The sequence below is a fragment of the Hansschlegelia plantiphila genome (assembly GCF_027922265.1).
In the GTDB taxonomy this organism is placed as follows: Bacteria; Pseudomonadota; Alphaproteobacteria; order Rhizobiales; family Methylopilaceae; genus Methylopila; species Methylopila plantiphila.
In genome coordinates, this window is the sequence record NZ_BSFI01000021.1 from 54,081 (window position 1) to 77,044 (window position 22,964).

The following is a 22,964-nucleotide window of genomic DNA, read 5'->3' on the forward strand; positions in this document are numbered from 1 at the left end:
CAACGATCGCTCGTCTCCGAGAGGCGAAGCTACATCGCGGAACCCCCGGCCGGACGTTCGATAGCTGGCTCAGGAGATTGCAGATGACCGCGACATCAAGCGCTGCGACGTCCCGAAAGGGCGAAGACGCGAGCGTCCCCATGCCCGGCGCGGAATGGCTCAAGCCGCTGTCGGAGACGCCTATCCGTCTCTACGGCGAGGGGCTCGGGTTCGCAGCGACGCGCCTGCGCGCTCAGGCGCAGCTCCTTGAGGAATTGTCGACCGCCCCCAGCCCGTCCGACGCGTTCAGGCGTCAGCTTCGCTGCATTCAAGAGGCGTGGGCCTTCTATGGAGCGGCGGGGCAGAAGCTGCTCAGCTCGACGCTCCGACGCGACCGCCGCTGATGACGGCGACCGTAAGGGGCGGCGTCCGCCGGATCGTTCGAGGACCGGCACTTCGGGGACGAACGGTTCGGCGTCACCGGGCGGGGAGCGCGACAGATGCCCGTTAAAAGGATTTGGATCGCGGCTGCGGCTGTGATCGTGGTGGCGGTCGCGGGCCCGTATCTCTGGCGCGCGCTCAATCCCGCCGGCCTGCCGGAGGGCGTCGCGAGCGGCAACGGCCGCATCGAGGCCGTCGAGATCGACGTCGCGACCCGCGCCTCCGGACGCATCAAGGACATCCTTGTCAACGAGGGCGACTTCGTGTCTGCGGGCCAGACCTTGGCGCGCATGGACACGGCCCAGCTCGAAGCCCAGAAGCGCGAGGCCGAAGCTCAGCTCCGGCGCGCCACGATCGGCGTCGACACCGCACAAAGCTTCGTCGCCCAGCGGGAGGCCGAACGCACGGCGGCCCTCGCCGTGATCGAGCAGCGCAAGGCGGAGTTCGACGCGGCGAGCGCGAAACTCGGCCGCTCCGAGCAGCTGGTCAAGACCGACAACGTCTCGCGCCAGGTGCTCGACGACGACCGGGCTCGGGCGCTGGGCGCGAAGGCTGCGGTGGGCGCGGCCGAGGCCAACCTGGCGGCCGCAGAGGCCGCGATCGGGGCGGCGAAATCCCAGGTGGTGGACGCCGGAGCCGCCGTGGACGCCGCGCGCTCCACAATCGAGCGGATCGTCGCCGACCTCGACGACAGCATTCTGGTCTCGCCGCGCGACGGTCGGGTGCAGTATCGCGTCGCCCAGCCGGGCGAGGTCCTCTCGGCCGGCGGGCGCGTGCTCAACATCGTCGACCTCGGCGACGTCTACATGACCTTCTTCCTTCCCACCGAGCAGGCAGGCCGCGTCGCCTATGGCTCGCAGGCGCGGATCATCCTCGACGCCGCTCCGCAATACGTCATACCGGCCGAGGTATCCTTCGTTTCCGACGTCGCGCAGTTCACGCCCAAGACGGTCGAAACGGCGCAAGAGCGCGAGAAGCTCATGTTCCGGATCAAGGCGCGCATCCCGCCCGAACTGCTGCGCAAGCACATCCGGCAGGTGAAGACCGGCCTGCCCGGGGTGACCTATGTGCTGACGGCCCCGAACGCCGAATGGCCCGCGAACCTGCAGGGCGCCCTCGCGCCATGACCTCCGCTTCCGCGGCCCAGGGCGGAAACGCCACGCCTGTCGCGCGTCTCGACCGGGTCAGCCTGTCCTACGGCGCGACGCGCGCGCTCGACGGCGTCACGCTCGACATTCCTGCAGGTTGCATGGCGGGGCTGATCGGCCCGGACGGGGTCGGTAAGTCGAGCCTGCTTTCGTTGCTCGCGGGCGCGCATGCGATCCGCGAGGGCCGTATCGAGGCGCTCGGCGGGGACATGGCCGACGTCCGCCACCGGCGCGACGCCTGCCCGCGCATAGCCTACATGCCGCAGGGCCTCGGCAAGAACCTCTATCCGACCCTATCGGTGTTCGAGAACGTCGACTTCTTCGGCCGCCTGTTCGGGCATTCCGCAGACGAGCGCCGACGCCGCATCGCGAACCTGCTCGAGCGCACCGGCCTCGGCCCCTTCGCCGGCCGACCGGCCGGCAAGCTTTCGGGCGGCATGAAGCAGAAGCTCGGTCTGTGCTGCGCCCTGATCCACGACCCCGACCTGCTCATCCTCGACGAGCCGACCACCGGCGTGGACCCGCTGTCGCGCCGGCAGTTCTGGGACCTGATCGACGCGATCCGCGCCGAGCGGCCGGGCATGAGCGTGCTGGTCGCCACCGCCTATATGGAGGAGGCCGCGCGCTTCGACTGGCTCGCCGCCATGGACGACGGCCGCGTGCTGGCGACGGGCTCTCCCGCCGAACTGCTCGCGCGCGCCAGCGCCGCCACGCTCGACGCCGCCTTCATCGCCCTGCTTCCGCCGGAGAAACGCGAAGGCTACCGTCCGGTCGAGATCGTTCCGCGCGAAGCGGACGCGCGCTCGACGCTCGCGATCGAGGCCGACGGGCTGACGATGCGCTTCGGCGACTTCATGGCCGTCGATCACGTCGACCTGCGCGTGTCCGAAGGCGAGATCTTCGGCTTTCTCGGCTCCAACGGCTGCGGCAAGACCACGACCATGAAGATGCTGACCGGCCTGCTTCCCGCGAGCGAAGGCCGGGCGCGTCTGTTCGGGCGCGAGGTGGACCCGCGCGACATCGAGACCCGCCGTAACGTCGGCTACATGTCGCAGGCTTTCTCGCTCTATTCGGAGCTGACGGTCCGCCAGAACCTGGAGCTCCACGCGCGCCTGTTCAGCCTTCCCGAGGCGACGATTCCAGCCCGGGTCGAGGAAAGCGCCCGACGCTTCGATCTCGCCGACGTCTTGGACGCCCTCCCCGACGCACTGCCGCTCGGCGTCCGGCAGCGGCTGTCGCTGGCGGTCGCTCTCATCCACGGACCGAAGCTGCTGATTCTCGACGAGCCGACCTCCGGCGTCGATCCAGTGGCGCGCGACGCGCTCTGGCGCGTCCTGATCGAACTCGCGCGCCGCGACCGGGTCACAATCTTCATCTCGACGCACTTCATGAACGAGGCGGAGCGCTGCGACCGCATCTCCCTCATGCACGCCGGCAAGGTGCTGATCACTGACACGCCGGCCGGCATCACGGCCCGGCGCGGCGCGGCGACGCTCGAGGACGCATTCGTCGCCTACCTCGAAGAGGCCATAGCCGACGGAGCGCCCGCCGCCCCGCCGGCGCCCGCCACGGTAGCGGCTCCGACGCCCGAACGCCCGGCCGCCCCGGAGCGGCGACGCCTGTTGTTCGACCACCGCCGCATGCTCAGCTACACGCGGCGAGAGGCTCTGGAGCTGCGGCGGGACCCGATCCGCGCGACGCTCGCGATGGTCGGCAGCATGCTGCTGATGCTGGTCATCGGCTACGGCGTCAACATGGACGTCGAGAACCTCTCCTTCGCGATCCTTGACCGGGACGGCACGACCACGAGCCGGGACTATGCGCTCGACATCGCGGGCTCGCGCTACTTCGACGTGAAGCCGCCGATCGCCGATTATGACGACCTCGACCGGAGGATGCGGGCGGGCGAGCTCAGTCTGGCGATCGAGATTCCTCCGGGCTTCGCGGAGGACGTGGCGCGCGGGCGGAACGTCGCCATAGCCGCCTGGATCGACGGTGCGATGCCGACGCGCGCCGAGACCGTGCGCGGCTACGTGCAGGGCCTGCACGCCCACTGGCTGACGGAGAAGGCGCGCGCCCTTCTCGGGGCGCGGGCGGCGGCGGCCGCGTTCTCGGTTGAAACGCGCTACCGCTACAATCCGAACGTGGCCAGCCTGGTCGCGATCGCGCCCGCCGTCATTCCGCTGCTGCTCATGCTGATCCCCGCGATGCTCGCCGCCCTCAGCGTAGTGCGGGAGAAGGAGCTGGGTTCGATCGTCAACCTCTACGTCACCCCGGTGACGCGGCTGGAGTTCCTCGTGGGCAAGCAGATTCCTTACGTCGCGCTCGCCATGCTGAACGTGCTGCTGCTGTGGCTCGTGGCGATCCTGATCTTCCGCGTGCCTTTCACCGGCAGCTTTTTCGCCTTCGTCTCCGCGGGACTGCTCTACGTCATGGCGTCGACCGCCCTGGGCCTGCTGATCTCGACCTTCATGGAGAGCCAGATCGCGGCGATCTTCGGCACGGCGGTGCTGACCATCGTGCCGGCCGTGCAGTTTTCGGGGATGATCGATCCTGTCTCGTCGCTGCAGGGCTTCGGAGCGGTGATCGGCCAGATCTACCCGACGACCCATTTCATGACGATCGCGCGTGGGACGTTCTCCAAGGCGCTCGACGTTCACGACCTCCGTGGATCGTTCCTGCCGCTCGCTTTGGCCGCGCCGATCCTCCTTGCGCTGAGCGCCACGCTGCTGAAGAAGCAGGCGGGCTGAGCGATGCGCGCCTCGACCGTCTTCCACCTCGGAGTGAAGGAGCTGCGCGGCCTGCTGCGGGACCCGATGCTGCTCATCCTCATCGCCTACGCCTTCACGCTTTCGGTCTATACCGGCGCGACGGCCCTCCCGGAGACGCTGAACAAAGCGCCGATCGCTATCGTCGACGAGGACAGCTCGCCCCTTTCGGTGCGCGTGACGAGCGCGTTCTACCCGCCCTATTTCGTGGCCCCGAAGGTCATCACGAAGTCCGAAATGGACCAGCGCATGGACGCCGGGCTCGACGCCTTCGCGCTCGACATTCCCGCGAACTTCCAGCGCGACCTGCTCGCCGGCCGCGCGCCCGCGATCCAGCTTAACGTCGACGCCACGCGCATGACGCAGGCCTTCAGCGGCGCCGGCTACGTCCAGAGCATCGTCTCGGAAGAAGTGGCGGCCTTCGCCGACCGCTACCGTTCGAGCGCCGCGCTCCCCGTCGACCTTACGCTCCGCGCCCGCTTCAACCCCGAACTCAACAAGGGCTGGTTCGGGGCGGTCATGAACGTCATCAACAACGTCACCATGCTGTCGATCGTGCTCGCCGGAGCGGCGCTGATCCGCGAGCGCGAGCACGGCACCATCGAGCATCTCCTCGTGATGCCGATCACGCCGGCCGAGATCATGGTGTCGAAGGTCTGGTCGATGAGCCTCGTGGTGCTGCTCGCTTCCGCCTTCTCGATCGTGGTCGTGGTGCAGGGCGTGCTGCGCGTGCCGATCGAAGGCTCGATCGCCCTGTTTATGCTCGGAACCGCGCTGCAGCTGTTCGCGACGACCTCGATGGGCGTCTTCCTCGCCACACTCGCCGGTTCGATGCCGCAGTTCGGGCTCTTGCTGATGCTCGTGCTGCTGCCGCTTCAGGTCCTCTCCGGCGGGACGACGCCGCGCGAAAGCATGCCGGAGATCGTCCAGACCCTCATGCTTGCCGCTCCGAACACGCATTTCGTCATGCTGGCGCAGGCCGTGCTTTATCGCGGGGCGGGGTTCGACGTGGTCTGGCCGCAGTTCCTTGCGCTGTTCGCAATCGGCGTCGCGCTGTTCGCCTTCTCGCTGGGACGTTTTCGCAAATCCCTCGCCTGACGCGGCGTCAGGAAAGAGCGGCGCCGTCGATTGAGCTCACATCGCCGATCTGCAAGGCCTATGCGGCAAGCCGCAGACCCTTTCGGCTCCGGTCACAAGAAGGAGGTGGGAGACGCTTCTCGAGCGGCCGAGTCCGGCGCGGGTCTGCGGCGCGAAACGCCGCTTGAGAGCTATTCTGCTGACCTATTGAATCGGCTGGTCGGAGTGGCAGGATTCGAACCTGCGACCCCCTCGTCCCGAACATTGTGATCGCCGCTGGCGTCCTTCAATCCTCAGCGTTTTTCGCTCTCGTCCGCCCCCGAATGTTCTCGCTCTGTTCACGGGTTTCGGGGGGCAATCGGGGCGTGGCGGACCGGCCGACATGGTGCGGGACGCCCGCATCGTGGGCGTCCTGCACAACGTCATCGAGGACACGCCCTGGACGATCGAACAGCTTCGCGCCGAGGGTTTCAGCGAGACCCGTCATCGCGGGTGTCGATGCAGTCACGCGCCGACCCGGCGAGAGCTACGGCGACTTCATCGTCCGCGAGCCGACCGGGCGAGAGGTCAAGATCGCCGGCATCGCCGACAACATGGACCTGTTTCGACTGACCGAGGTGACGGCAAAGGACCGGCGTCGCCTAGTGAAATACCAGGGCGCGATGGCGCTGCTCACTTAGGGCCCGCTTAGCCCGCAACGAGAGCATGCCAGCGGACCCCCAGCGCTTCGTTCGTCAGGCCGAAAGGTGTTCGATCAGGATGGAGGCGCCCAAGCCAACGAGAAGCACGCCGCCGGCCATCTCGGCGACGCGGCCGAACTTCGCTCCGATCAGGCGCCCCGCCAGCATTCCCCCGGTCGACATGAGCGCCGTGGCGAGGCCGATCGACAGGGCGATGACGATGATATTCGCCTGCAGGAACGCGAGCGACACGCCGACCGCCATCGCGTCGAGGCTGGTGCCGACCGCCGTCGCGATCAGAAGCCCGATCGAACGCCCCGGCTTTTGAGCGCTTGGTTCCGAGGATCGCTTGAGCGCGTGCACGAACATGCGCCCTCCGACGGCTCCGAGCAGGCCGAACGCGATCCAGTGATCGACCGCCTGCACATACTGACTGGCGACGACGCCGGCGGCCCAGCCGATGAGGGGCGTGATCGTTTCTACGGCGCCGAAGACGGCGCCCGTCCTCGCGGCTTCCGCGAAGCTCGGCTTACCGATCGAGGCGCCCCGGCCGATAGAAGCGATGAGCGCATCGATGGACATGCCGACTGCCAATATGGCGATCGAGAAAGGAGACATCGTCGCTGGCCCGAGCTGATCGAACTGCGCGTCGGGACGCTGACGCGGGCCGCTGTCTAACCGTGCCTCGCCAGCGCGTCAACTATGTATAAAACATTGGATTGCTTATGATATTCGTTCGCAACAGCCGACTGGATGGATATCCGAAACAACTTAAGAGCCGGCGCGGAGCTGGTGTCAGCGTGACCGCCGGCCTCGATCATATCGCTTTTGCCACTTCATCCCTGTCGAGCGTCCTTGAGCATCCGCTCGAAGAACTCGTGACGTCCCTCGTGGTCGTCAACCACTCCCTTCACGAGTGGCTTCGCAGTGCGTTTGCAAAGTGTTCTGATCCGCGCGGTCTGCTCCTCAGGGGAGCCTCCCGCGAGCGCCCGGATCATGCCGAGGCCGACCGCGCGTGCCGCCCCGGCGGCACTTACGACAATCGGCCCGGCTTCCTCTCGCGTCATTGTCGCCAGGATCTCATCCTTGATGTGGTCTAGGACGCGGTCTGCGTCGCCGCCCTGTCCGCCGGTCTCTCTCGTGAAGTTCGCATCGAACTTCACGCAAACCAGCGCAAGATTCTGCGCCAGGAGCACGGGCGAAAGGATGTTGCGCATGACATCTTCGTTCAGGGCGTGTGCTGGGACGAAGCCCCCGACCGTTAACAAGAGGGGAGCCGCCGCGAACAACAGTTTCTTTCGCATCCTGTCCTTCTTCATGATGCAGCAGCGGCGGCCTGTTCCGGCGCCTGGGTCGGCCGGGGCTGACGGCGACGCGTGAACAGCACGTAGAGCGCGGGTAGGACCAGCAGCGTCAGGATCGTGGAGGACACAATTCCCCCAATCACGACGGTCGCGAGCGGCCGCTGCACCTCCGCCCCCGGACCCGTCGCGATCGCCATTGGTACGAAGCCCAGAGAGGCCACCATCGCGGTCATCAATACGGGGCGAAGCCTGGTGAGGGCGCCTTCCTTAACCGCCGCCACCAATTCCATGCCTTGAGCGCGGAGCTTCTGGATGAAGGCGATGATGACGAGTCCGTTCAGGACCGCGACACCTGACAGAGCGATGAACCCGATACCCGCGGAGATCGAGAGCGGGATATCGCGAACCAATAGAGCCGCCACCCCGCCCGTGAGCGCGAGTGGCACGCCGGAGAAGACGAGCGCCGCGTCCTTGACGGAACCGAGGCTCATGATCAGCAGCGCGAAGATCAGGCCCAGCGCGATCGGCACCACGATGGTGAGGCGCTCGGTCGCCGACACCAACTGCTCGAACTGTCCGCCCCAGCCGATCCAGCACCCGGTCGGGAGCCGCACTTGGTCGGTGATGGCCCTCTGGGCCTCGCCCACGAAGGAGCCGAGGTCGCGGTCGCGGACATTGGCCGAGACCACGATCCGCCGCTTGCCGTTCTCGCGGCTGATCTGGTTGGGCCCGGGCGCCACCTCGAGCGAGGCGAGCGACGATAGCGGCACGTAGCGAGTGCGCGGCTGTGTCGTCCCGAAAGCCGCGGCCGTCGGCTGGGCGGCGGCGTCGCCGTCCCCGGCGGGCAGCGGCACGGGCAGGTTCTTAAGCGCGTCGATGTCGGTCCGGAGCGCCTCGGGCAGCCGCACGACGATGTCGAAACGGCGGTCGCCCTCGAAGATCTGGCCGGCCTCCTTGCCGCCCACCGCGATCTCGACGATCTCCTGGACGTCTCCGACGCTCACCCCGTAGCGGGAGAGCGCGGCGCGGTTGAGCTTCACCGTCAGGATCGGCAGGCCGGTGACCTGCTCGGTCTTCACGTCGGCCGCGCCCGGCACCTTGGACAACACCGCCTGCACCTTGCCCGCGGTCTGGAGCAGCGTGTCGAGGTCGTCGCCGAAGATCTTCACGCCGACATCGGATCGCACGCCCGAGATCAGCTCGTTGAAACGGAGCTGGATCGGCTGCGAGAGCTCGTAGTTCGACCCCGGAATCTCCTCCGCGGCCTTCTCCACGTCCTCCATGAGCTCCGCCTTGGTTTTGGCCGGGTTCGGCCATTCGGAGCGGGGCTTGAGCATGAGGTAGCCGTCGGAAATCGAGGGCGGCATGGCGTCGGTCGCGACCTCGGCGACGCCCGTGCGGGCGAACACCTCCTTCACCTCGGGCAGCTGCATGAGGCGCTTCTCCAGCGCGCCTTGCATCTCGAGCGACTGGGTGAGGCTCGTTCCAGGGACGCGGAGCGCCTGGACCGCCGCGTCGCCCTCGTCGAGGCTCGGGATGAACTCTCCCCCCATCCGCGATGCCGCCAGCGCCGTGACCACGACCAGCGCCGCGGCGGCCGGCGCCACCACCCAGCGGAGCCGGATCATCAGGCCGAGCAGCGGCTCGTAGGTCACGCGCGCGCCGCGCATGAACCAGTTCTCCTTCTCCGACACCTTCCCAGAGACGAAGATCGCGATCGCGGCCGGCACGAACGTCATCGAGAAGATCGAGGCGCCAAGCAGCGCCATCAGCACGGTCACGGCCATCGGCGCGAACATCTTGCCCTCGACGCCCGTGAGGGTGAGGACGGGCAGATAAACGACCGCGATGATCAGCGTGCCGAACAGGCTCGGCCGTATGACCTCGCTCGCTCCGGCGCGGATCGTGTCGAACCGCTCCTGGAGGGTCAGCAGGCGGCCGCGGCGATGCTGCTCGTGGGCGAGCAGGCGAAGGCAATTCTCGACGATGATGACCGCCCCGTCGATGATGATGCCGAAATCGATCGCGCCGAGGCTCATCAGGTTCGCCGAGACCTTGTTCTCGACCATCCCTGTGATGGTGAAGAGCATCGCGAGCGGGATCACACAGGCGGTGACGATCGCCGCGCGGATGTTGCCGAGCAGCAGGAACAGCACGGCGATGACGAACAGGGCGCCCTCGACGAGGTTCTTCTCGACGGTCGCGATGGTGGCCTCGACCAGAGTCGAGCGGTCGTAGACGGGGCGCGCCTCGACGCCCTCCGGCAGCGACTTCTGCACCTCGCCGAGCTTGGTCGCGACCCGGTCGGCCACGGTGCGGCTGTTCTCGCCGATCAGCAGCATCGTGGTGCCGAGCACGACCTCGTGGCCGTTCAGCGTCGCGGCCCCGTTGCGCAGCTCTCGGCCGTCCTTCACCTCGGCGACGTCCGACACCCGCACCGGCGTGCCCGAATGCGAGCCGATCACGATGCGCGCCACGTCGTCCGCCGACATCGCCTGGCCTGGGGTGCGGACGAGGTACTGCTCGCCGTTCCGCTCGATGTAGCCGGCCCCGACATTGTTGTTGTTGGAGCTGAGCGCGGTCATCACGTCCCGGAAGGTGAGGCCGTGGGCCATCAGCCGAGCGGGATTCGGCAGCACGTGGAGCTGGCGCTCGTAGCCGCCGATCGTGTTGACCTCCACCACCCCAGGGACGGTGCGAAGCTGTGGTTTGATGATCCAGTCCTGGATCGTCCGGAGGTCGGAGGGCGTGTAGTCGGAGCCGTCCGGCTTCTTCGCTCCCGGCTTCGCGTCCACCACGTAATTGTAGATCTCGCCGAGCCCGGTCGAGATCGGCCCCATGGCGGTCTCGGTCGATGCCGGGAGCTGGTCCTTGGCCTGCTGCAGCCGCTCGTTCACGAGCTGGCGCGCGAAGTAGATGTCGGTCCCGTCCTTGAACACGACCGTCACCTGGCTGAGGCCGTAGCGCGACAGCGATCGGGTGTAGTCGAGGTCCGGCAGCCCTCCCATCTCGGTCTCCAGGGGATAGGTGATGCGCTGCTCGACCTCGAGCGGCGAGAAGCCCGGCGCGGTCGTGTTGATCTGGACCTGGACGTTGGTGATGTCCGGAACCGCGTCGATCGGCAGCCGCAGGAAGTTCCACGCGCCGAGCCCCGCGACTGCGAGGCAGGATAGGACCACCAGCCAGCGCTGCGCGATCGCGAAGGCGAGCGTCCGCTCGATCAGCCCCGATGGCGTCCCCTCCGAGGCTTCAGTGCTCATGGCTCGCGCTCCCCTTGGCGAGCTCGGCCTTGACGACGAAGCTGTTCCTGGCCGCATAGGGCTCGCCCTCGTTCAGACCAGAGACGATTTCGACGTTGGAGGAGTCGCGGCGCCCAAGGATCACGTCGCGGGCGGCGAAGCGGTCGCCCTCGCGGACGAAGACCACGTCCCTGCCCTCCAGCGACTGTATTGCTTCGATCGAGACCGCGAGCGGTACATTCTGCTCCGCGGTCGACACATTGCCGAGCGCGAACAGGCCCGGACGGAAGCGGCCGTCGTTCTTAATGACCGCCCGCGCGAGGGCGCTCTGAGTGTCCGCGGCTCCCATTGGCGAGAGGTAAGAGATCTTCGCCTCGATCGGGGCGCCGCCGTCTTCCGGATCTATCCGCACTGTCTCGCCGACCTGCACCTTGGTCAGGTCGCGACGATAGACCGAAAAGTCGGCCCACAGCGTCGAAAGGTCCGTCACCACGAACGCTGGCTTCTGCTCCGAGACGTATTCTCCGAGGGAGGCCTGCCGTTCGGTGATCACGCCCGAGATCGGCGCCCTGAGATCGTAGGCGGTGAGGCTCTGGTTGCTCTCGACGACCGCCAGTAGCTCGCCCTTCTTGACTTCGTCTCCGAGCCGCTTGGCGAGCGTGCGCACGATGCCCGCGAAGCGCGGCGTGACCTGCACCGTCGCCTCCTGGTTCGCCTGAACGATCCCGTTGAGCTGGAGTTCCTCGCGCAGCGTCGCGGGCTTCGCCTCGCTGAGAGTGATTCCGGAGATCTTCACCTTGGCGTCGCCGAGCTCGACGACGCCCTCGGGAAGTTCCTCGTCGTGGCCGCCGCCGTGACCATGGCCGTCATCCTTGGCGTCGACCGCCGCGACCTTCATCGGCTGCGCCGCTTCGGCCTTGGGCTTGTCGTGGCCGTGACCATCGTCCTTTCCGTGCGCGTCGGCTTTGCCTGAGCCGTGCCCGTGCCCGTCATCCTCGGCGTGCGCTTTTTCCGGCTCGTCGCGGCCATGACCGTCGCCCTCCTTATGGTCATCCGAGGCCGCGATGACGGCCGGCGGGCCCGCCTCCACCCTGGGCTTCGGCTTGTCATGGCCATGGCCATCGTCCTTGCCAGAGCCATGGTCGTGCCCGTCGTCGACCGAGTGCTCGCCCTCCTTGCCGTGGCCATGGCCGTCATCCTTGCCGTGGCCCGTTTCCGCCTCGCCATGAGCATGGCCGTCGTTCTTATTGTGGCCATCCGCGGCCGCGACCGCCTTGGGTCCTTCCGCATGGGCGCTGCCGTCGCCGCCGAGCAGGCTCGAGTACAGGGAGAGCGCCTTGACCGGGAGGGCTGACGGCCCCTCCTGGACCGCGTACAGGCTCCCGGCCCCGATGAGGCCGCCGATCGCTAGGACGACGGCGTTGCGCGCGGCGGAACGGCTCATGACAAGTCTCCGGACAGGGCGTTGGGCGCCGTGGCGGTCACGCCGACGGCCGAAGGACGTGTCTGGATTGCAGGGATGGCCATCGCCTCGCCGCGGAGGTACGCCGCGCGGCGGATGTAGCAGGGCGGCTTGGTCAGGTAGCCCTTGAAGTTCCGGTCGTTCCACTTGTGGCCATGGCCGAGGTGCTCGTGCCCGGTCGTGTGTCCGTCGCCGTGGAAGTGGCGGACGCGGCGGTTCCGGTCGTTGCAACTCGGCGGGCGGCGGCCGTCATAGACCCAGCGGCCGTCCGTGTTCGGGACGGCTCCGATGCGCTTCACCTCGGGTGAGCTCGAGCACGCCGCGGTCAACGAGGCGAGCAGGATCAGCGCCGCGGCGCGGGCGGGCTTGCGGACGGTCATTTGTCTCTCCGGGACAGAACGAGTGCGGATCCCGTCAGGCCTTCGAGACTGGCGAGCGATGCGTGGAAGGAGACGAGCGCATCGATCTCCTTGAGGGACGCTTCCGAAAGCGCAGCCCGCGCATCGAGAAGCTCGAGCAGCGTGTAGCGGCCCTCCGCGTAGCCGGAGCGGATGCTGTCGTAGGCCTCGCGGGCGACGGGCAGGACGTTGCCGCGGGTGAGCCGGGCTTCCTCGTAGGAGCCCCGAAGCGCCTCGTAGGCGCGGCCGACCAGCACCGTCAGCGCGTTCCGGGAAGCCGCGCGCTCGGCGTCGGTCTTGGCGAGAGTCTGCTGCGCCTCGATCACGCCGCCCTGGTTACGGTCGAACAGCGGGAGCGGCACGCTGAGTGAGACCAGCGCGGCGTTCGACCTGTCCTCCTCGTAGCGCCGCCAGGCGACGCCCGCGGTGATGTCCGGCACGGCCTTGGCGCGCGCCGCCGCGAGAAGCGCGCGCCGCTGCGCCATGACGGCCGTGAAGCGCGTGAGCTGAGGCGTCTGGAGAGCTCGCGCCATCAGGCCGTCGAACGAAGGCGGCGCGCCGATCCGGGATAGGTCCCCGCCGACCGCGGCGAAGGACGGCGCCGTCTCGCCGATCAGCACCGCGAGCTCGCGCCGGGCGGACTGGAAGGCCGCACGCGCCTTGGCGAGTTCGACCCGCGTCGTCTCCGTCGCCAGCCGGCCCCGCGAGATCTCGGCGCTGGAGGAAGCGCCAGCCGCGACGCGCCTCTGCAGCAGCGGGGTCAGGCGGTCGAGGTCATCGACCTGGTCCTCGAGCTCGGAGACGCGCCGCTGCGCCCCGAGCGTCCTCGCGAACGCCTCGGCGGCTTCGGCGAGGACCTGCAGGCGGGTGGCGGCGCGCTCCCACCGCGCCGCGTCGCCCTCGGCCGCGGCGATCGCCATGCGGGCGTCGCGCTTGCCGCCGAGCTCGAAGAGCTGGCTGATCTGGAGCGTGGTCTCGGCGGCGTCGAGGTTGCGCTTCGACCTCGAGCCGAAGGCGTTGTCGAGCTCGAAGGAGAGCGCGGGGTTCGGGAAAACCGCCGACTGCATGGCGCGGCCCGACGCGGCGCCGATCTCCCGGTCGGCGGCCGCAAGGCTCGGGCTGGAGGCGACGGCGCGGGACAGCGCCTGGGAAAGCGTGAGGGTCCGCGATGCGGATTTGGCGTGCGTCGCGGGAGCCAGGAGCAGCGCGATCGCCACCCCCAGCGCAAGCGCGCGGGTTCTGAAAAGCATGATTGACCTGGAGAACTGACGAGCAGGGGCGCGGCTTGTTAAGCGCGTGCCGACACGGAAGCCGTCAGGTCAGGCCCGGGGAGGCCGGAGGTCGATGAGGGGCTCGCGTCCCGAAGACGAAGGAACCGAAGCCCAGGCCGGGATCGCCTTGTTGAAAGCGCGGTGGCCCGCCGCGCCGTTCCGCAGCGGCTGGGGAATTGCCGCACAGCCATGGCATCCGTGGTCGGCGAGCTCAGCGCCCTTGTCGATGTCGCCGCTGACCTCGTCGCGGGAGCTTTCCGGCACGACCTCCAGTGCGAGCGTCGAACTGGATCTGCCGCTGTCGGCCTCCAGCCCGTGCTCAACGGCGCTGCCGAAGGCGGACACAACGAGGCAAAGCACGATCGCGAGCCGGACGCAGAAGCGCCCAGCCCACGACAAGTTAGCCTTCGACCAGTCGACCATGCTGCGACGCAATCGGCGAGTTCGTGGGCGGTGTCAAGCATATGGAGGGCCACAAATCCGCGAGGTCACCGCGCGGTGACCTGTCTATGGATCCTGCCTTAGCAAAGCATCTGTAGCGCCAGGAGAGAGCTGGCGTGGGCATAAGTTACCGAACGGAGAGCTACGGCTCGGCGAGCATATTCAGCGTCGCCTGCACATGCCGCGTCGGAACACCGCCGATACTATCCGCGCGCCGTCAGCAAACGGGCTGAGGGGCTTTCGACGTCGCTCGAGTTTGCTTGAAAGCCGGTGTGGCCCTGTGATGCAGTGCGACATTACGTCATTTTCTGTCAGTCTGAACGCGCTGCGCTCAAACGTCGATCAGCTTGGGCGCGCGGCGTGTCGTGCTGCGGAACAAGGACAACGGCTCGCGCGAGCGTTCGCACCAGCATTGCGTCGCCAAAACGCAGGCCGTGTCCTCTTAATTGCGGCAAGGACCGTACCGGTTCAGGCGTCATGTCGACCGCCGCGCGGACCAGAAGGCGCTGAAGCCAGCGCAGCGGCGCGGGCAGGATGGGCGCGTCGCGCATGATAGCTATAAATTCGGCAAGGTTGTCCGATCCCTCGAGCCCCGGCGCCGTCACCGCGAGCAGCGCCTCCCACTCCGCCCATGATTTTGGCGCGCCGGTCGCGCCATAAAGCCGGGCGGCGGGCCGCGCCTCGATAAATGCAGCGGATTTCTCGCTGGGCGACAGTGCCCGAACATAGCGGTGATACGCTTCGATGAACCCAAACGTCGCGGTTGCCTGGACCCAGTTGAGCAAGCGGGGATCATTGGCCTGATAGGCCACGCCGTCGGGCGTTGTGCCCCGCACTCTATCGTGCAGCCGAACGACATGGGCGATCATCTCTTGCGTCGCCGAGCGAGGGCCATAGACAGTCGCCATCGCAGCGAAGCCGGTTCGGTGCAGACGCAAGCCGGGGTCATGCCGGAACCCGCTATGATCCCAAACCCCTGACCGCACGGATGGCTCGGCCAGTTCGAGAAGCACCGCCGCGACGCCGCCGACATACAGCGAAATCGGATTGGCGAACACGCGCCAGGATACGCCGTCTGCCGGCGCCAGTGCCGGCTCGCCTGCCGGCCGACTGAAATCAAAGTTCACCCCCGCGGGGGGCGCAATAACTCCTTGATCGTACTCAGCATCAACCCTTCCCGCCGATATGCGTAGGTCTGCCCATATACCTTACGTAACAGCTAGAAGCGTCTGGCGACCAGTCCGCCAGCGGCGGGTCAAGCATCTCTGCGCCCGGCGCCACGACGAGGGCGACGCCGAAGACAGATCCCGTTCCTGCGGCGCGCGTCCGTACAGACCACGTTGTCCGATAATAAAGGTCGCGCATAGCGCGCTGGGCACTCCGAGTCGTCTGCAGGTCCGCACCCGGCCGCGGCGGCGAGAACGCAACCGTCACGCGGCGGGAGCCGTACTCCAGGCACATCATCCGCTCGCTCAGCCGGGGGAGCGGGAAGCTAAAGTCGCGGGTCCATGCGACGCTGCGAGACCGAGCGCCTCGTAGGGCATAGCGTCCCACTCTCTCTGCGGCTCACCCCTCTTCCTCGATCTGAGCGTTCGCGATCTGGTGAACACCGCCATTGAGCCAGTCTGCCGCCAATAACCTAGTGTAACAGAGATGAGACAGAAAATGATTGACGCAGCGATGTAATCACCACCCTCGCCGGCGCGCCCGCACGCAGCAATTCCAGTGTTTGAAGGCTAAACGCCGAAAATGTCGTAAATCCACCGCACAGCCCAACCATAAACGTGACGCGCCAGACCTCGGAGGAAGGGTAACGACCATGCGCAATTGTCAGAGTTCCAAAAAAAACAATATTGTAAATGATCCAACAATTTTGATTAATATAGTGCCCCAAGGCAGGCTTTGACTGAAAGAAACCATCCACAAATCTATCCAGTATCGCGCCACCGTGACGATCGCGCGCCCGATGGCGACACATAAGGTCATCTGCAGCATCGCATCCAAATACCTGATTGTACGTAATCCGCTCAGTATTCAGGATGGAGATCCGAACACCGCCTCGGCGCCAAGGCCCTGGGCGATCGTAAGCAGGCGATTGTACTTCGCCAGGCGCTCACTGCGACAGAGGGAGCCCGCCGTGATCTGGTTAGCTCCCATAGCCACAGCGAAATCAGCTATGAACGCGTCCTCCGTTTCACCTGACCGGTGGGAGATTACGAACTCCCACCCGGCCTCTCGGCATAGAGCAACAGCTTCAATTGCCTCCGTGATCGTCCCGATTTGGTTGAGCTTGATCAGGGCGGCGTTGGTTGACCATTAGCGATTCCGCGCCGGATAAATTCCGGGTTGGTGACATAGAGGTCGTCACCGACGATCTGGATCTCGTTTCCGAGCTTCGCCGTCTGCCTAGGAAACGATTCCCAGTCGTCCTCCGCGAAATCCTCCTCGATCGATGCGATCGGAAAGCGCGCGGCCAAGGACGTAGCGCGCCGCGGAGGGCGGCGGTTTATACGGCCTGTTACCTCAAGGTAAGGACGCTTGTCCGCGAACCTCTCACGTGAGGATGACGCTCGAGATAGTCATAGATTGCGCGCCGATATAACGGCCTTTGCGACCTCTACGAAACCCGCTCCTCCCGGCCCACGTGTGATCCACCGAGGCGGCAAAGGAATTTGGTCAAGATATTCTTTAATGGTGCTGACGCCGACTGTATGCTCAAAAAATGAAAACATGGGCGCATCGTTAGTCGAGTCACCACTGTATAGAACAACACCACGATCGCAATCGACATCAACATCGTAATGATCCCGGAGTACGCGACGTGTCATTGACAGCTTATCATACCCTCCAAGCCAGCCTAGCACCCAAAGATTGTTGACTGTAACGTCAGCTCCCGCCTTGCGCAACGCGTCGACGATCGCGATACAGTCGGACGCCTCATCCGGTTTTGCAAAAGCAATGCTGGTAAGCCTGAATGGTTGATCGTCAGCGAAGATAGCTGAAGGAACTTCGTTTCTCACCCTATCCCCGATATGGAGCAGACAAGACGACATGGCAGTCCTCTCGTCGTGCTCATGCCAGAAGTGGCGCTGAACCCCATGCCCATCGGGCGCTCTACGAAAGAAGAGCCCCCCATTTTCTCCGATTACGCCATCGACTGGCCACATGCGAGCCATCTGGTCGCACCATCCTGCTGGCGCGGCGGTCACCGGAATTACCTTCACTCCTGCCGTCTGCAGCGCTTCAAGGGCCGCATAGGTGTTGGCCGCGAGGCGCCCCCGGAAAGTCAGCGTCTCATCCATGTCGGTCAGGACAAAGCGCACATCACGAAAACCTGAAATAGCAGCTTGATTGAGCGGCTTCATTGATCATCCAAATTGGACCACGGAAGGGAATTACGGCGCCCTCCCGATTTTTGGAAAGGGTCCTTCATCAATCCCTCCCGCCGACGCTCGGCAATTCAAAAACGCAAAAAAGCGTCCCGCTACGGCCGATGCCGAGACGGGGCGCTAATGCGATGACGAGAGGACGTTCGCTAGAGGCGTCGAGCCTCAGCGGATCGCGCGTCCTGAACGATCGGGCTTCGAGCTGACCGTTGCCGGTTCTAGAGTCCATCGCGACTTTTGTCGTAAAACGTGCATGGAATCCCGAAATGCACGCGGTAATGAGAGCGCCGCACCCATCCGGAGCATTCACTATGGCTACGATCACCGACGATGATGAAGGTCATATCCTCAATGGTGACACAACCAGCTCTAATTTTATCTTCGGTAAGGGAGCAATGATACTATCTATGGGGGAACCGAACTCGATAACCTAAGCGGTGGCGGAAACGATTCTATTTCATCTGGAATCGGAGATGACTACATTTCCGATGAATCGGGCAATAATACTCTTTCCGCCGGCTCCGGCGACGACACAGTCGACGCTGGCTATGCAGGCCTCGGGCTGGCGGCGACCAACAAGATCGACGCCGGGACCGGTGACGACTTCATCCATGCCGGGGGGGGGGCAGATCGATCTGATCGACGGCGGCCGGGGCGAAGACGTCGTCAGCTACGCCTACACCGAAGCCGGCGTGACCGTGAACCTGCCCACCGGCAAGGGCTCGGGCGGTTCCGCCGAGGATGACGTGTACAAAGACGTCGCCTCGGCTGGTCGCAGAACACGCTCGGCGGATGGCTCGACGTTGACAAGGACTGATCTGCCGCCGCGCCCCTGGCGCACGCGAGACTAGGAAGCGGCAGCCCTCTGCCCGGCTCCCGAATCGCCTGCTGGCTCACCTTCGCCGCTGGCGGACGATCGATGCGGCCAACGGCCACAACCTCGTTATCCATCACCACGGCGAGCCGATCGCGAAGGTCCGCAGGTCCCGGGCGACGGCCCGCGATGGCGTCATCATCTGGAATGTGACGAAGAGGAAGAAGCTGCTGAAGGTCGACCTCGGCAAGGACGTCTCGCCTCACACAATGAACCATACCGCGGCGACCTGGATGATGCAGGCCGGCGTTGACCCGTGGTTGGCGGCCGGCGTCCTCGGGATGACCATCGAAGTGCTCGAAAGCACGTACGGCCACCACCATCCGGACTTCCAGATGGGGATATCGAAGGCGTTTTGAACAGGTTTGGGGGCGGTTTCGTGGGCGCTCGGGACGCCTCTTCCGCTAACCCATTGAATCGGCTGGTCGGAGTGGCAGGATTCGAACCTGCGACCCCCTCGTCCCGAACGAGGTGCGCTACCAGGCTGCGCCACACTCCGCCTGCCGAGGCGGCCTTATAGGGTTACGCGGTCCGCTCCGCAAGCGGCCGCGCGATCAGCGATCGATGTATCCGGAAGATCGGGCCTCACCTCGCGGAACCACTCCAGCGAATGGGCGTTTCTCCAGTGCGCGCCCACTGCTTGTGCGACGCAAGACATAGGGATCAGACTATGGCCGACACCATCAAGGGAAGCGCCGACGCATTGGCGGACGATGTCGCGTCGGCGGGAAAGCATGCTGGAGCTCAGGCGCACCGCGCGGCCTCCAGCTTCGAAGACAGCGTGGAATCGGCTTCCGAAAAAGGCGCGAGCAGCATCCGCAGCGCCGGACGTCGCGGCTCCGCCCTTTATGACGAGGCTACCGAGCAAGTCGACAGCCGCGTCGCTTCTCTCGAAGAGTCGATTCGTCGCAATCCACTTGCAGCAGCAGGCGCCGCCCTGGTGGTCGGACTGATTCTCGGGCGCTTCGTTCTCTGAACGGAACTTCGTGCAGCAAGCGTCAGCCAGTCGGCGGCGCGACAAAGAGCGAGAAGAGCAATGGTGAACAAGAACACCGTCGAAGGTTCGGCCAAAGACGCAATCGGCAAAGCGAAATCCAGCGTCGGCAAAGCCACCGGCAACTCAAAGCTTGAGGCCAAGGGCAAGGCCGAGCAGGTCGAAGGCAAGGTCCAGAAGGCCGCGGGCAAGGCGACCACCGCCGTCAAGTCGGCGACCAAGTAACAATCTGATCGGGGGAATTCACCATGTACGGACGTGTGATTTTTTTCGTGGCCGCCATTGTGGCGACCGTCGCGCTTGCGGCCTGCGCCAATACGGTTAGGGGCGCAGGCCACGACATCCAGAACAGCGGGAAGGCCGTCTCGCGGGCCGCCAACTGATCGTCATCGTCTTAAGGCCATCTAGCCCGTTGTTCCCCGGCGCCGCTCGCGGGTGAATGCGCCGTGTGTCGGACGCCTCGCGACTGCGTTTCGGCGAGGTCGATACGGTCTCGCGGAGGTGGGCGTCTTCCTCCGCCTGAGGAATCCGCCGCCTTCTGACGTCAGCGGCGCGCGTGCGGGGTTGGCGCTCCGGCCTGCCCGCCGCCGGCCGAGGCCGCCATCCCCTCACCTTCGAAACGCCGCGGCAGACGCACCTCGAATACGGCCCCGCCGAATTCGTTCGCGCGATATGACACCGCGCCGGCATGGCGATCGACAATCTCGCGCACGATCGCAAGGCCGAGGCCCGTTCCGCCTCTGCGCCTGCTGTCGGAGCTGTCCGCCTGGGCGAATTTCGTGAAGAGACGCGAGCGGAACGCCTGCGGCACGCCAGGGCCGCGATCGTCGACGCTCAGCACCACGACATCGCCTTCCGTTCGCAGCGAGACGGTGACGACTTCGCCGGGCGGCGAAAACTTGATGGCGTTCGACAACAGGTTGGTCACGACCTGGCTCAGTCTGTCCGGGTCGCCCCGGACCAGCAACTCTCCGCCTGAAGGGACGACATCGACGCTTACGCCGAACCCATGAGCGTAGCCCTTCAATTCCGCCACCGCCTGGTTGACGAGGTCGGCGACCTGTAGCGTCGTCGTCTCGAACGTCATGCGGCCGGCCTCGATCTTCTCGATGTCCAGAATTTCGTTGATCAGCCGCACCAGCCGCAGACTGTTCGAATGAGCGATCGCGATCAGCCCGGCGGCCTTCGCGCCCAGCGTTCCAGCGGCGCCGCCCGCGAGCAGGCCGAGCGATCCAGCGATCGAGGTCAACGGCGTGCGCAACTCATGGCTGACGGTCGAGACGAATTCGTTCTTCAGCCGTTCGACGCGCTTCCGCTCGCTGATGTCCCGCGCGCTGACGAAGATGCGTTCAATGCTTCCTTCGGGCGAATAGAGCGGCGCCTGAACCATCTCGAACACGGTCGCCATGCCATTGACGATCGGCTCGCGTTCGATGGTCGTCACGCCGCCCTGCTCGACGGTGCGGCGAAGATCGTGCTCGAGCGAAGCGCCGCGGGAGTCGGGAAACACGTCGCGCGGGCGTCTTCCGACGACGTCGCGGGCGGCGAGACCCGAGAACCGGGCCGCCGCGTCATTCCAGGTCTCGATGCGAAAGTCGCCGTCGGAATCGACGCGCACGACGGCCGTCGCGTCCGGCGAGTGTTCGAATAGGCGCCGGAACAGGGCCTCCGTCTCAGCGAGGCGCCTTTCGCGGCTCTCGATCGCGCCGGCGGTGGCCGAGAGCGCGCGGCCGAGCGCCCTCACCTCTCCGCTCGAGCCGATCTCCGGGCGCGCGGTCAGATCCCCCGCCTCGAGCCGCCGCGCATAGGCGATGAGCCGCCTGAGGGGCCTCAAGACGAGCAGTTCGCCTCCCAGCACGCCGAGCGCGATGGAGGCCGTCAGAATCGCGGCTATCAGCAGCAGGCGGTCGTTGAGGCGACGGTCGACCGGCCCGACGACGTCTTTCCGCGGCACGCCGATGATCAGCGTGCTGTGGCCCGAGAGCAGCCTCCGCGCGACGAACACTGTCTGCCTGCCGTCGAGTTCCGGAGCGACATAGGCCCGGTCGGATTGAACGAGCGCGCGCGCGGCGAACTCCGCGTCCGCGATGCTGCGCCCGATAAGGCCATGTCTCTCGGGACGCCGTGCGATGACGACGCCGTTCCCGTCGATCAGCGTGCTCGTCACGCCATCCCCGAGCTCGCGATCGAGCGGATCTCCGAGCGCGGCGAGGTCCAGCGAAGCCGCGACGATCAGGTCGGGATCGATCGGGTCGGGAAGCGCGACCGCGATCCGCGGGTCGCCGTGTGGGCGCGAAAGGAAAAAGTTGCTGACGCTAAAGCCGCCCGAATCGAACGCCCCCCGGACGTAATCCCGATCGCCCACCACGACCGAGGTCAGGCCAGCCATGGTCGCGCAGCGGATCATCCCCTCTCGGCCGATTGTGAACATCGCTCTCACCGATGGATTCAGCTTCATAAATTCCGCCATCGAGGTTTCGCAGGCGGGGCTCGGCTGACGCGCGCCGCCTGAGCGACCGAGGACGATCAGCATCTGCCGCGCCTGTTCGATCACCCCCTCCTGCCGCTCGGCGACCAGTCTCGCCGTCGCCGCCAGTCGGTCCTCGGCGCGAGACAGCGCGCTCTCGCGCTCTGCGCTCGCGAAATGGATGGTGAGCGCAGCGAGCGGAGCGATGACGGCGACGCCGACATGCGCGATCTGCCAGCGCAGGCTCGCCACCGGACGATCGAAGCCGATCGCGAGCAAGACCAGGCCGAGCGCCATGGCCGCGTCGAGCGAGACCCCTTCGAAGCCATGGATCACGTCGAGCGCGAACGGATCGTAGATCAGCAGCGCGATCGCGAACAGCGGGATCGACAGGCCGGCGACGCGCGCGAACTGCCGGACGTCCTCCGCGCGTTCCGACGCCGACCGGGTCAGCGCGAGAGCAAGCGCTGAGAAGAGCAGCGACGCCCCGGCCGCGACGCCAATCCGCCGGGCTCCGCCGTCGGCGGGAATTGCGAGCGCCGCGCCGAGGTCGACGCCCGAGAGATGTTCGACGAGGCCTGCGCCCGCCGCCGCCGCGGTTGCGCCGGTGAGCGCGAGGCCGAGCGCGCCGGCCCAGGCGGCTCGCGCATGCAGCGCGAGCCAGGCCGTTGAGGCGCACAAGATCGCGACCGCCACGGCCGGCTTCATCGGGGAGGAGCCGGCGATCAGCGTCGCCAGCAGCGGCGCGCCGCTTGCGAGCCTGATCAGCGCGCAGGCCGCGAGGCCGGCGGCGGCCAGCGAAGCGAAGGCGCCGAACGCATATCGAAGCGGCGAGATGGCGTGCGGCGGTGTCATCGGCGGTTGCTTTCCGGGCGCTCGGATCCTGCCATTCGACCCCGATGTCCGCGGTGGCGGAAGCGATGCGGCGCAGACGCCGATACGCTTCTCGGTCTGCGGTCCGCGTTTACTTTACGCCTGCTTTTGTTCGCCGGAACCATGTATCGCCGTTGCGGCTCTACGCGAGACGGCGGCGTG

21 protein-coding genes, 1 tRNA gene and 2 pseudogenes are annotated in these 22,964 nt (G+C 66.2%); 10 read left to right on the forward strand and 14 right to left on the reverse strand.

Annotated features, from left to right (window positions below):
* Positions 1 to 83: 83 nt before the first annotated feature.
* The 4 genes from PKE75_RS14645 (at position 84) to PKE75_RS14660 (ending at position 5,434) form a co-directional block, all read left to right on the forward strand.
* Complete coding sequence (locus PKE75_RS14645) at positions 84 to 383, forward strand: hypothetical protein (protein ID WP_271169487.1); 300 nt, start codon at positions 84 to 86, stop codon at positions 381 to 383.
* 96 nt (positions 384 to 479) lie between these two features.
* Entirely contained in the window at positions 480 to 1,547 is a 1,068-nt protein-coding gene (locus PKE75_RS14650) for an HlyD family secretion protein (RefSeq protein WP_271169488.1), read from the forward strand.
* Positions 1,544 to 4,318: a ribosome-associated ATPase/putative transporter RbbA gene (gene rbbA / locus PKE75_RS14655; protein WP_271169489.1), complete on the forward strand. Its 2,775-nt coding sequence runs from the start codon at positions 1,544 to 1,546 to the stop codon at positions 4,316 to 4,318. The genes PKE75_RS14650 and rbbA overlap by 4 nt, the downstream gene beginning before the upstream one ends.
* 3 nt (positions 4,319 to 4,321) lie before the next feature.
* A complete protein-coding gene (locus PKE75_RS14660; RefSeq protein ID WP_271169490.1) occupies positions 4,322 to 5,434 on the forward strand; it encodes an ABC transporter permease in 1,113 nt (370 codons plus the stop codon).
* Between the two features lie 713 nt (positions 5,435 to 6,147).
* Here PKE75_RS14660 and PKE75_RS14665 read toward each other — a convergent pair.
* From PKE75_RS14665 to PKE75_RS14715, 12 genes and pseudogenes are all read right to left on the reverse strand, one after another.
* On the reverse strand, positions 6,148 to 6,711 hold the full coding sequence (locus tag PKE75_RS14665) for a manganese efflux pump MntP (protein WP_271169491.1): 564 nt from the start codon (positions 6,709 to 6,711) through the stop codon (positions 6,148 to 6,150).
* A gap of 218 nt (positions 6,712 to 6,929) precedes the next feature.
* The gene (locus PKE75_RS14670; RefSeq protein ID WP_271169492.1) at positions 6,930 to 7,412 is read right to left on the reverse strand and encodes a hypothetical protein; all 483 of its coding nucleotides are present in this window, start codon (positions 7,410 to 7,412) and stop codon (positions 6,930 to 6,932) included.
* A complete protein-coding gene (locus tag PKE75_RS14675) occupies positions 7,409 to 10,657 on the reverse strand; it encodes an efflux RND transporter permease subunit (protein WP_428979145.1) in 3,249 nt (1,082 codons plus the stop codon). Before PKE75_RS14675 ends, PKE75_RS14670 begins: the two co-directional genes overlap by 4 nt.
* A complete protein-coding gene (ihpB, locus tag PKE75_RS17835) occupies positions 10,647 to 12,080 on the reverse strand; it encodes a divalent metal ion exporter adaptor subunit IhpB (protein WP_309298818.1) in 1,434 nt (477 codons plus the stop codon). The genes PKE75_RS14675 and ihpB overlap by 11 nt, the downstream gene beginning before the upstream one ends.
* The gene (locus tag PKE75_RS14685) at positions 12,077 to 12,478 is read right to left on the reverse strand and encodes a hypothetical protein (protein WP_271169493.1); all 402 of its coding nucleotides are present in this window, start codon (positions 12,476 to 12,478) and stop codon (positions 12,077 to 12,079) included. Before PKE75_RS14685 ends, ihpB begins: the two co-directional genes overlap by 4 nt.
* The gene (locus PKE75_RS14690) at positions 12,475 to 13,746 is read right to left on the reverse strand and encodes a TolC family protein (protein WP_271169494.1); all 1,272 of its coding nucleotides are present in this window, start codon (positions 13,744 to 13,746) and stop codon (positions 12,475 to 12,477) included. The genes PKE75_RS14685 and PKE75_RS14690 overlap by 4 nt, the downstream gene beginning before the upstream one ends.
* Positions 13,747 to 13,815: 69 nt before the next feature.
* Positions 13,816 to 14,190, reverse strand: coding sequence for a hypothetical protein (locus PKE75_RS14695; RefSeq protein ID WP_271169495.1), 375 nt, complete (start codon positions 14,188 to 14,190; stop codon positions 13,816 to 13,818).
* A 329-nt stretch (positions 14,191 to 14,519) separates the two neighbouring features.
* Positions 14,520 to 15,335 (reverse strand): oxygenase MpaB family protein, encoded by an 816-nt coding sequence (locus PKE75_RS14700; protein WP_271169496.1) that lies wholly within the window; start codon positions 15,333 to 15,335, stop codon positions 14,520 to 14,522.
* A gap of 439 nt (positions 15,336 to 15,774) precedes the next feature.
* A pseudogene (locus PKE75_RS14705) lies at positions 15,775 to 16,200 on the reverse strand (CrcB family protein).
* 42 nt (positions 16,201 to 16,242) lie between these two features.
* Complete coding sequence (locus PKE75_RS17945) at positions 16,243 to 16,506, reverse strand: hypothetical protein (RefSeq protein WP_428979149.1); 264 nt, start codon at positions 16,504 to 16,506, stop codon at positions 16,243 to 16,245.
* Complete coding sequence (locus PKE75_RS14710) at positions 16,503 to 16,685, reverse strand: hypothetical protein (protein WP_271169498.1); 183 nt, start codon at positions 16,683 to 16,685, stop codon at positions 16,503 to 16,505. The genes PKE75_RS17945 and PKE75_RS14710 overlap by 4 nt, the downstream gene beginning before the upstream one ends.
* A gap of 102 nt (positions 16,686 to 16,787) precedes the next feature.
* Positions 16,788 to 17,573, reverse strand: coding sequence for an HAD-IIB family hydrolase (locus tag PKE75_RS14715; protein WP_271169499.1), 786 nt, complete (start codon positions 17,571 to 17,573; stop codon positions 16,788 to 16,790).
* Positions 17,574 to 17,997: 424 nt separating this feature from the next.
* Between PKE75_RS14715 and PKE75_RS17950 the strand changes: the two are divergent.
* The 3 genes and pseudogenes from PKE75_RS17950 to PKE75_RS14725 all read left to right on the forward strand — a co-directional run.
* Positions 17,998 to 18,195, forward strand: a pseudogene (locus PKE75_RS17950) (type I secretion protein); the annotation flags it as partial.
* 10 nt (positions 18,196 to 18,205) lie between these two features.
* Complete coding sequence (locus PKE75_RS14720; protein WP_271169500.1) at positions 18,206 to 18,445, forward strand: hypothetical protein; 240 nt, start codon at positions 18,206 to 18,208, stop codon at positions 18,443 to 18,445.
* Positions 18,446 to 18,617: 172 nt separating this feature from the next.
* The gene (locus tag PKE75_RS14725) at positions 18,618 to 18,827 is read left to right on the forward strand and encodes a site-specific integrase (RefSeq protein WP_271169501.1); all 210 of its coding nucleotides are present in this window, start codon (positions 18,618 to 18,620) and stop codon (positions 18,825 to 18,827) included.
* Between the two features lie 63 nt (positions 18,828 to 18,890).
* Here PKE75_RS14725 and PKE75_RS14730 read toward each other — a convergent pair.
* Positions 18,891 to 18,967 (reverse strand) — tRNA-Pro (locus PKE75_RS14730).
* Positions 18,968 to 19,138: 171 nt separating this feature from the next.
* On the opposite strand from PKE75_RS14730, the gene PKE75_RS14735 reads away from it, so the two are divergent.
* The 3 genes from PKE75_RS14735 to PKE75_RS14745 are packed head-to-tail and all read left to right on the forward strand — an operon-like array spanning position 19,139 to position 19,845.
* Positions 19,139 to 19,444, forward strand: a complete 306-nt coding sequence (locus PKE75_RS14735) for a hypothetical protein (RefSeq protein ID WP_271169502.1) — start codon at positions 19,139 to 19,141, stop codon at positions 19,442 to 19,444.
* A 60-nt stretch (positions 19,445 to 19,504) separates the two neighbouring features.
* On the forward strand, positions 19,505 to 19,687 hold the full coding sequence (locus PKE75_RS14740; protein ID WP_271169503.1) for a CsbD family protein: 183 nt from the start codon (positions 19,505 to 19,507) through the stop codon (positions 19,685 to 19,687).
* A 23-nt stretch (positions 19,688 to 19,710) separates the two neighbouring features.
* A complete protein-coding gene (locus tag PKE75_RS14745) occupies positions 19,711 to 19,845 on the forward strand; it encodes an entericidin A/B family lipoprotein (RefSeq protein ID WP_271169504.1) in 135 nt (44 codons plus the stop codon).
* A gap of 161 nt (positions 19,846 to 20,006) precedes the next feature.
* On the opposite strand, the gene PKE75_RS14750 is transcribed toward PKE75_RS14745, so the two are convergent.
* Positions 20,007 to 22,784 carry a sensor histidine kinase gene (locus PKE75_RS14750; protein ID WP_271169505.1) on the reverse strand — a complete coding sequence of 926 codons (2,778 nt, stop codon included), beginning with the start codon at positions 22,782 to 22,784 and terminating at the stop codon, positions 20,007 to 20,009.
* Positions 22,785 to 22,964: the final 180 nt, after the last annotated feature.

Bases quoted from the DNA above. Each gene is read 5' to 3' on its own strand.
- PKE75_RS14650 (WP_271169488.1), top strand. From the start codon at position 480: ATGCCCGTTAAAAGGATTTGGATCGCGGCTGCGGCTGTGATCGTGGTG.
- PKE75_RS14745 (WP_271169504.1), top strand. From the start codon at position 19,711: ATGTACGGACGTGTGATTTTTTTCGTGGCCGCCATTGTGGCGACCGTC.
- PKE75_RS14685 (WP_271169493.1), bottom strand. From the start codon at position 12,478: ATGACCGTCCGCAAGCCCGCCCGCGCCGCGGCGCTGATCCTGCTCGCC.
- PKE75_RS14715 (WP_271169499.1), bottom strand. From the start codon at position 17,573: ATGAAGCCGCTCAATCAAGCTGCTATTTCAGGTTTTCGTGATGTGCGC.
- PKE75_RS14750 (WP_271169505.1), bottom strand. From the start codon at position 22,784: ATGACACCGCCGCACGCCATCTCGCCGCTTCGATATGCGTTCGGCGCC.
- PKE75_RS14645 (WP_271169487.1), top strand. From the start codon at position 84: ATGACCGCGACATCAAGCGCTGCGACGTCCCGAAAGGGCGAAGACGCG.
- PKE75_RS14670 (WP_271169492.1), bottom strand. From the start codon at position 7,412: ATGAAGAAGGACAGGATGCGAAAGAAACTGTTGTTCGCGGCGGCTCCC.
- PKE75_RS14675 (WP_428979145.1), bottom strand. From the start codon at position 10,657: ATGAGCACTGAAGCCTCGGAGGGGACGCCATCGGGGCTGATCGAGCGG.
- PKE75_RS14720 (WP_271169500.1), top strand. From the start codon at position 18,206: ATGCCGGGGGGGGGGCAGATCGATCTGATCGACGGCGGCCGGGGCGAA.
- ihpB (WP_309298818.1), bottom strand. From the start codon at position 12,080: ATGAGCCGTTCCGCCGCGCGCAACGCCGTCGTCCTAGCGATCGGCGGC.
- PKE75_RS14660 (WP_271169490.1), top strand. From the start codon at position 4,322: ATGCGCGCCTCGACCGTCTTCCACCTCGGAGTGAAGGAGCTGCGCGGC.
- rbbA (WP_271169489.1), top strand. From the start codon at position 1,544: ATGACCTCCGCTTCCGCGGCCCAGGGCGGAAACGCCACGCCTGTCGCG.
- PKE75_RS14665 (WP_271169491.1), bottom strand. From the start codon at position 6,711: ATGTCTCCTTTCTCGATCGCCATATTGGCAGTCGGCATGTCCATCGAT.
- PKE75_RS14740 (WP_271169503.1), top strand. From the start codon at position 19,505: ATGGTGAACAAGAACACCGTCGAAGGTTCGGCCAAAGACGCAATCGGC.
- PKE75_RS14735 (WP_271169502.1), top strand. From the start codon at position 19,139: ATGGCCGACACCATCAAGGGAAGCGCCGACGCATTGGCGGACGATGTC.
- PKE75_RS14695 (WP_271169495.1), bottom strand. From the start codon at position 14,190: ATGGTCGACTGGTCGAAGGCTAACTTGTCGTGGGCTGGGCGCTTCTGC.
- PKE75_RS14690 (WP_271169494.1), bottom strand. From the start codon at position 13,746: ATGCTTTTCAGAACCCGCGCGCTTGCGCTGGGGGTGGCGATCGCGCTG.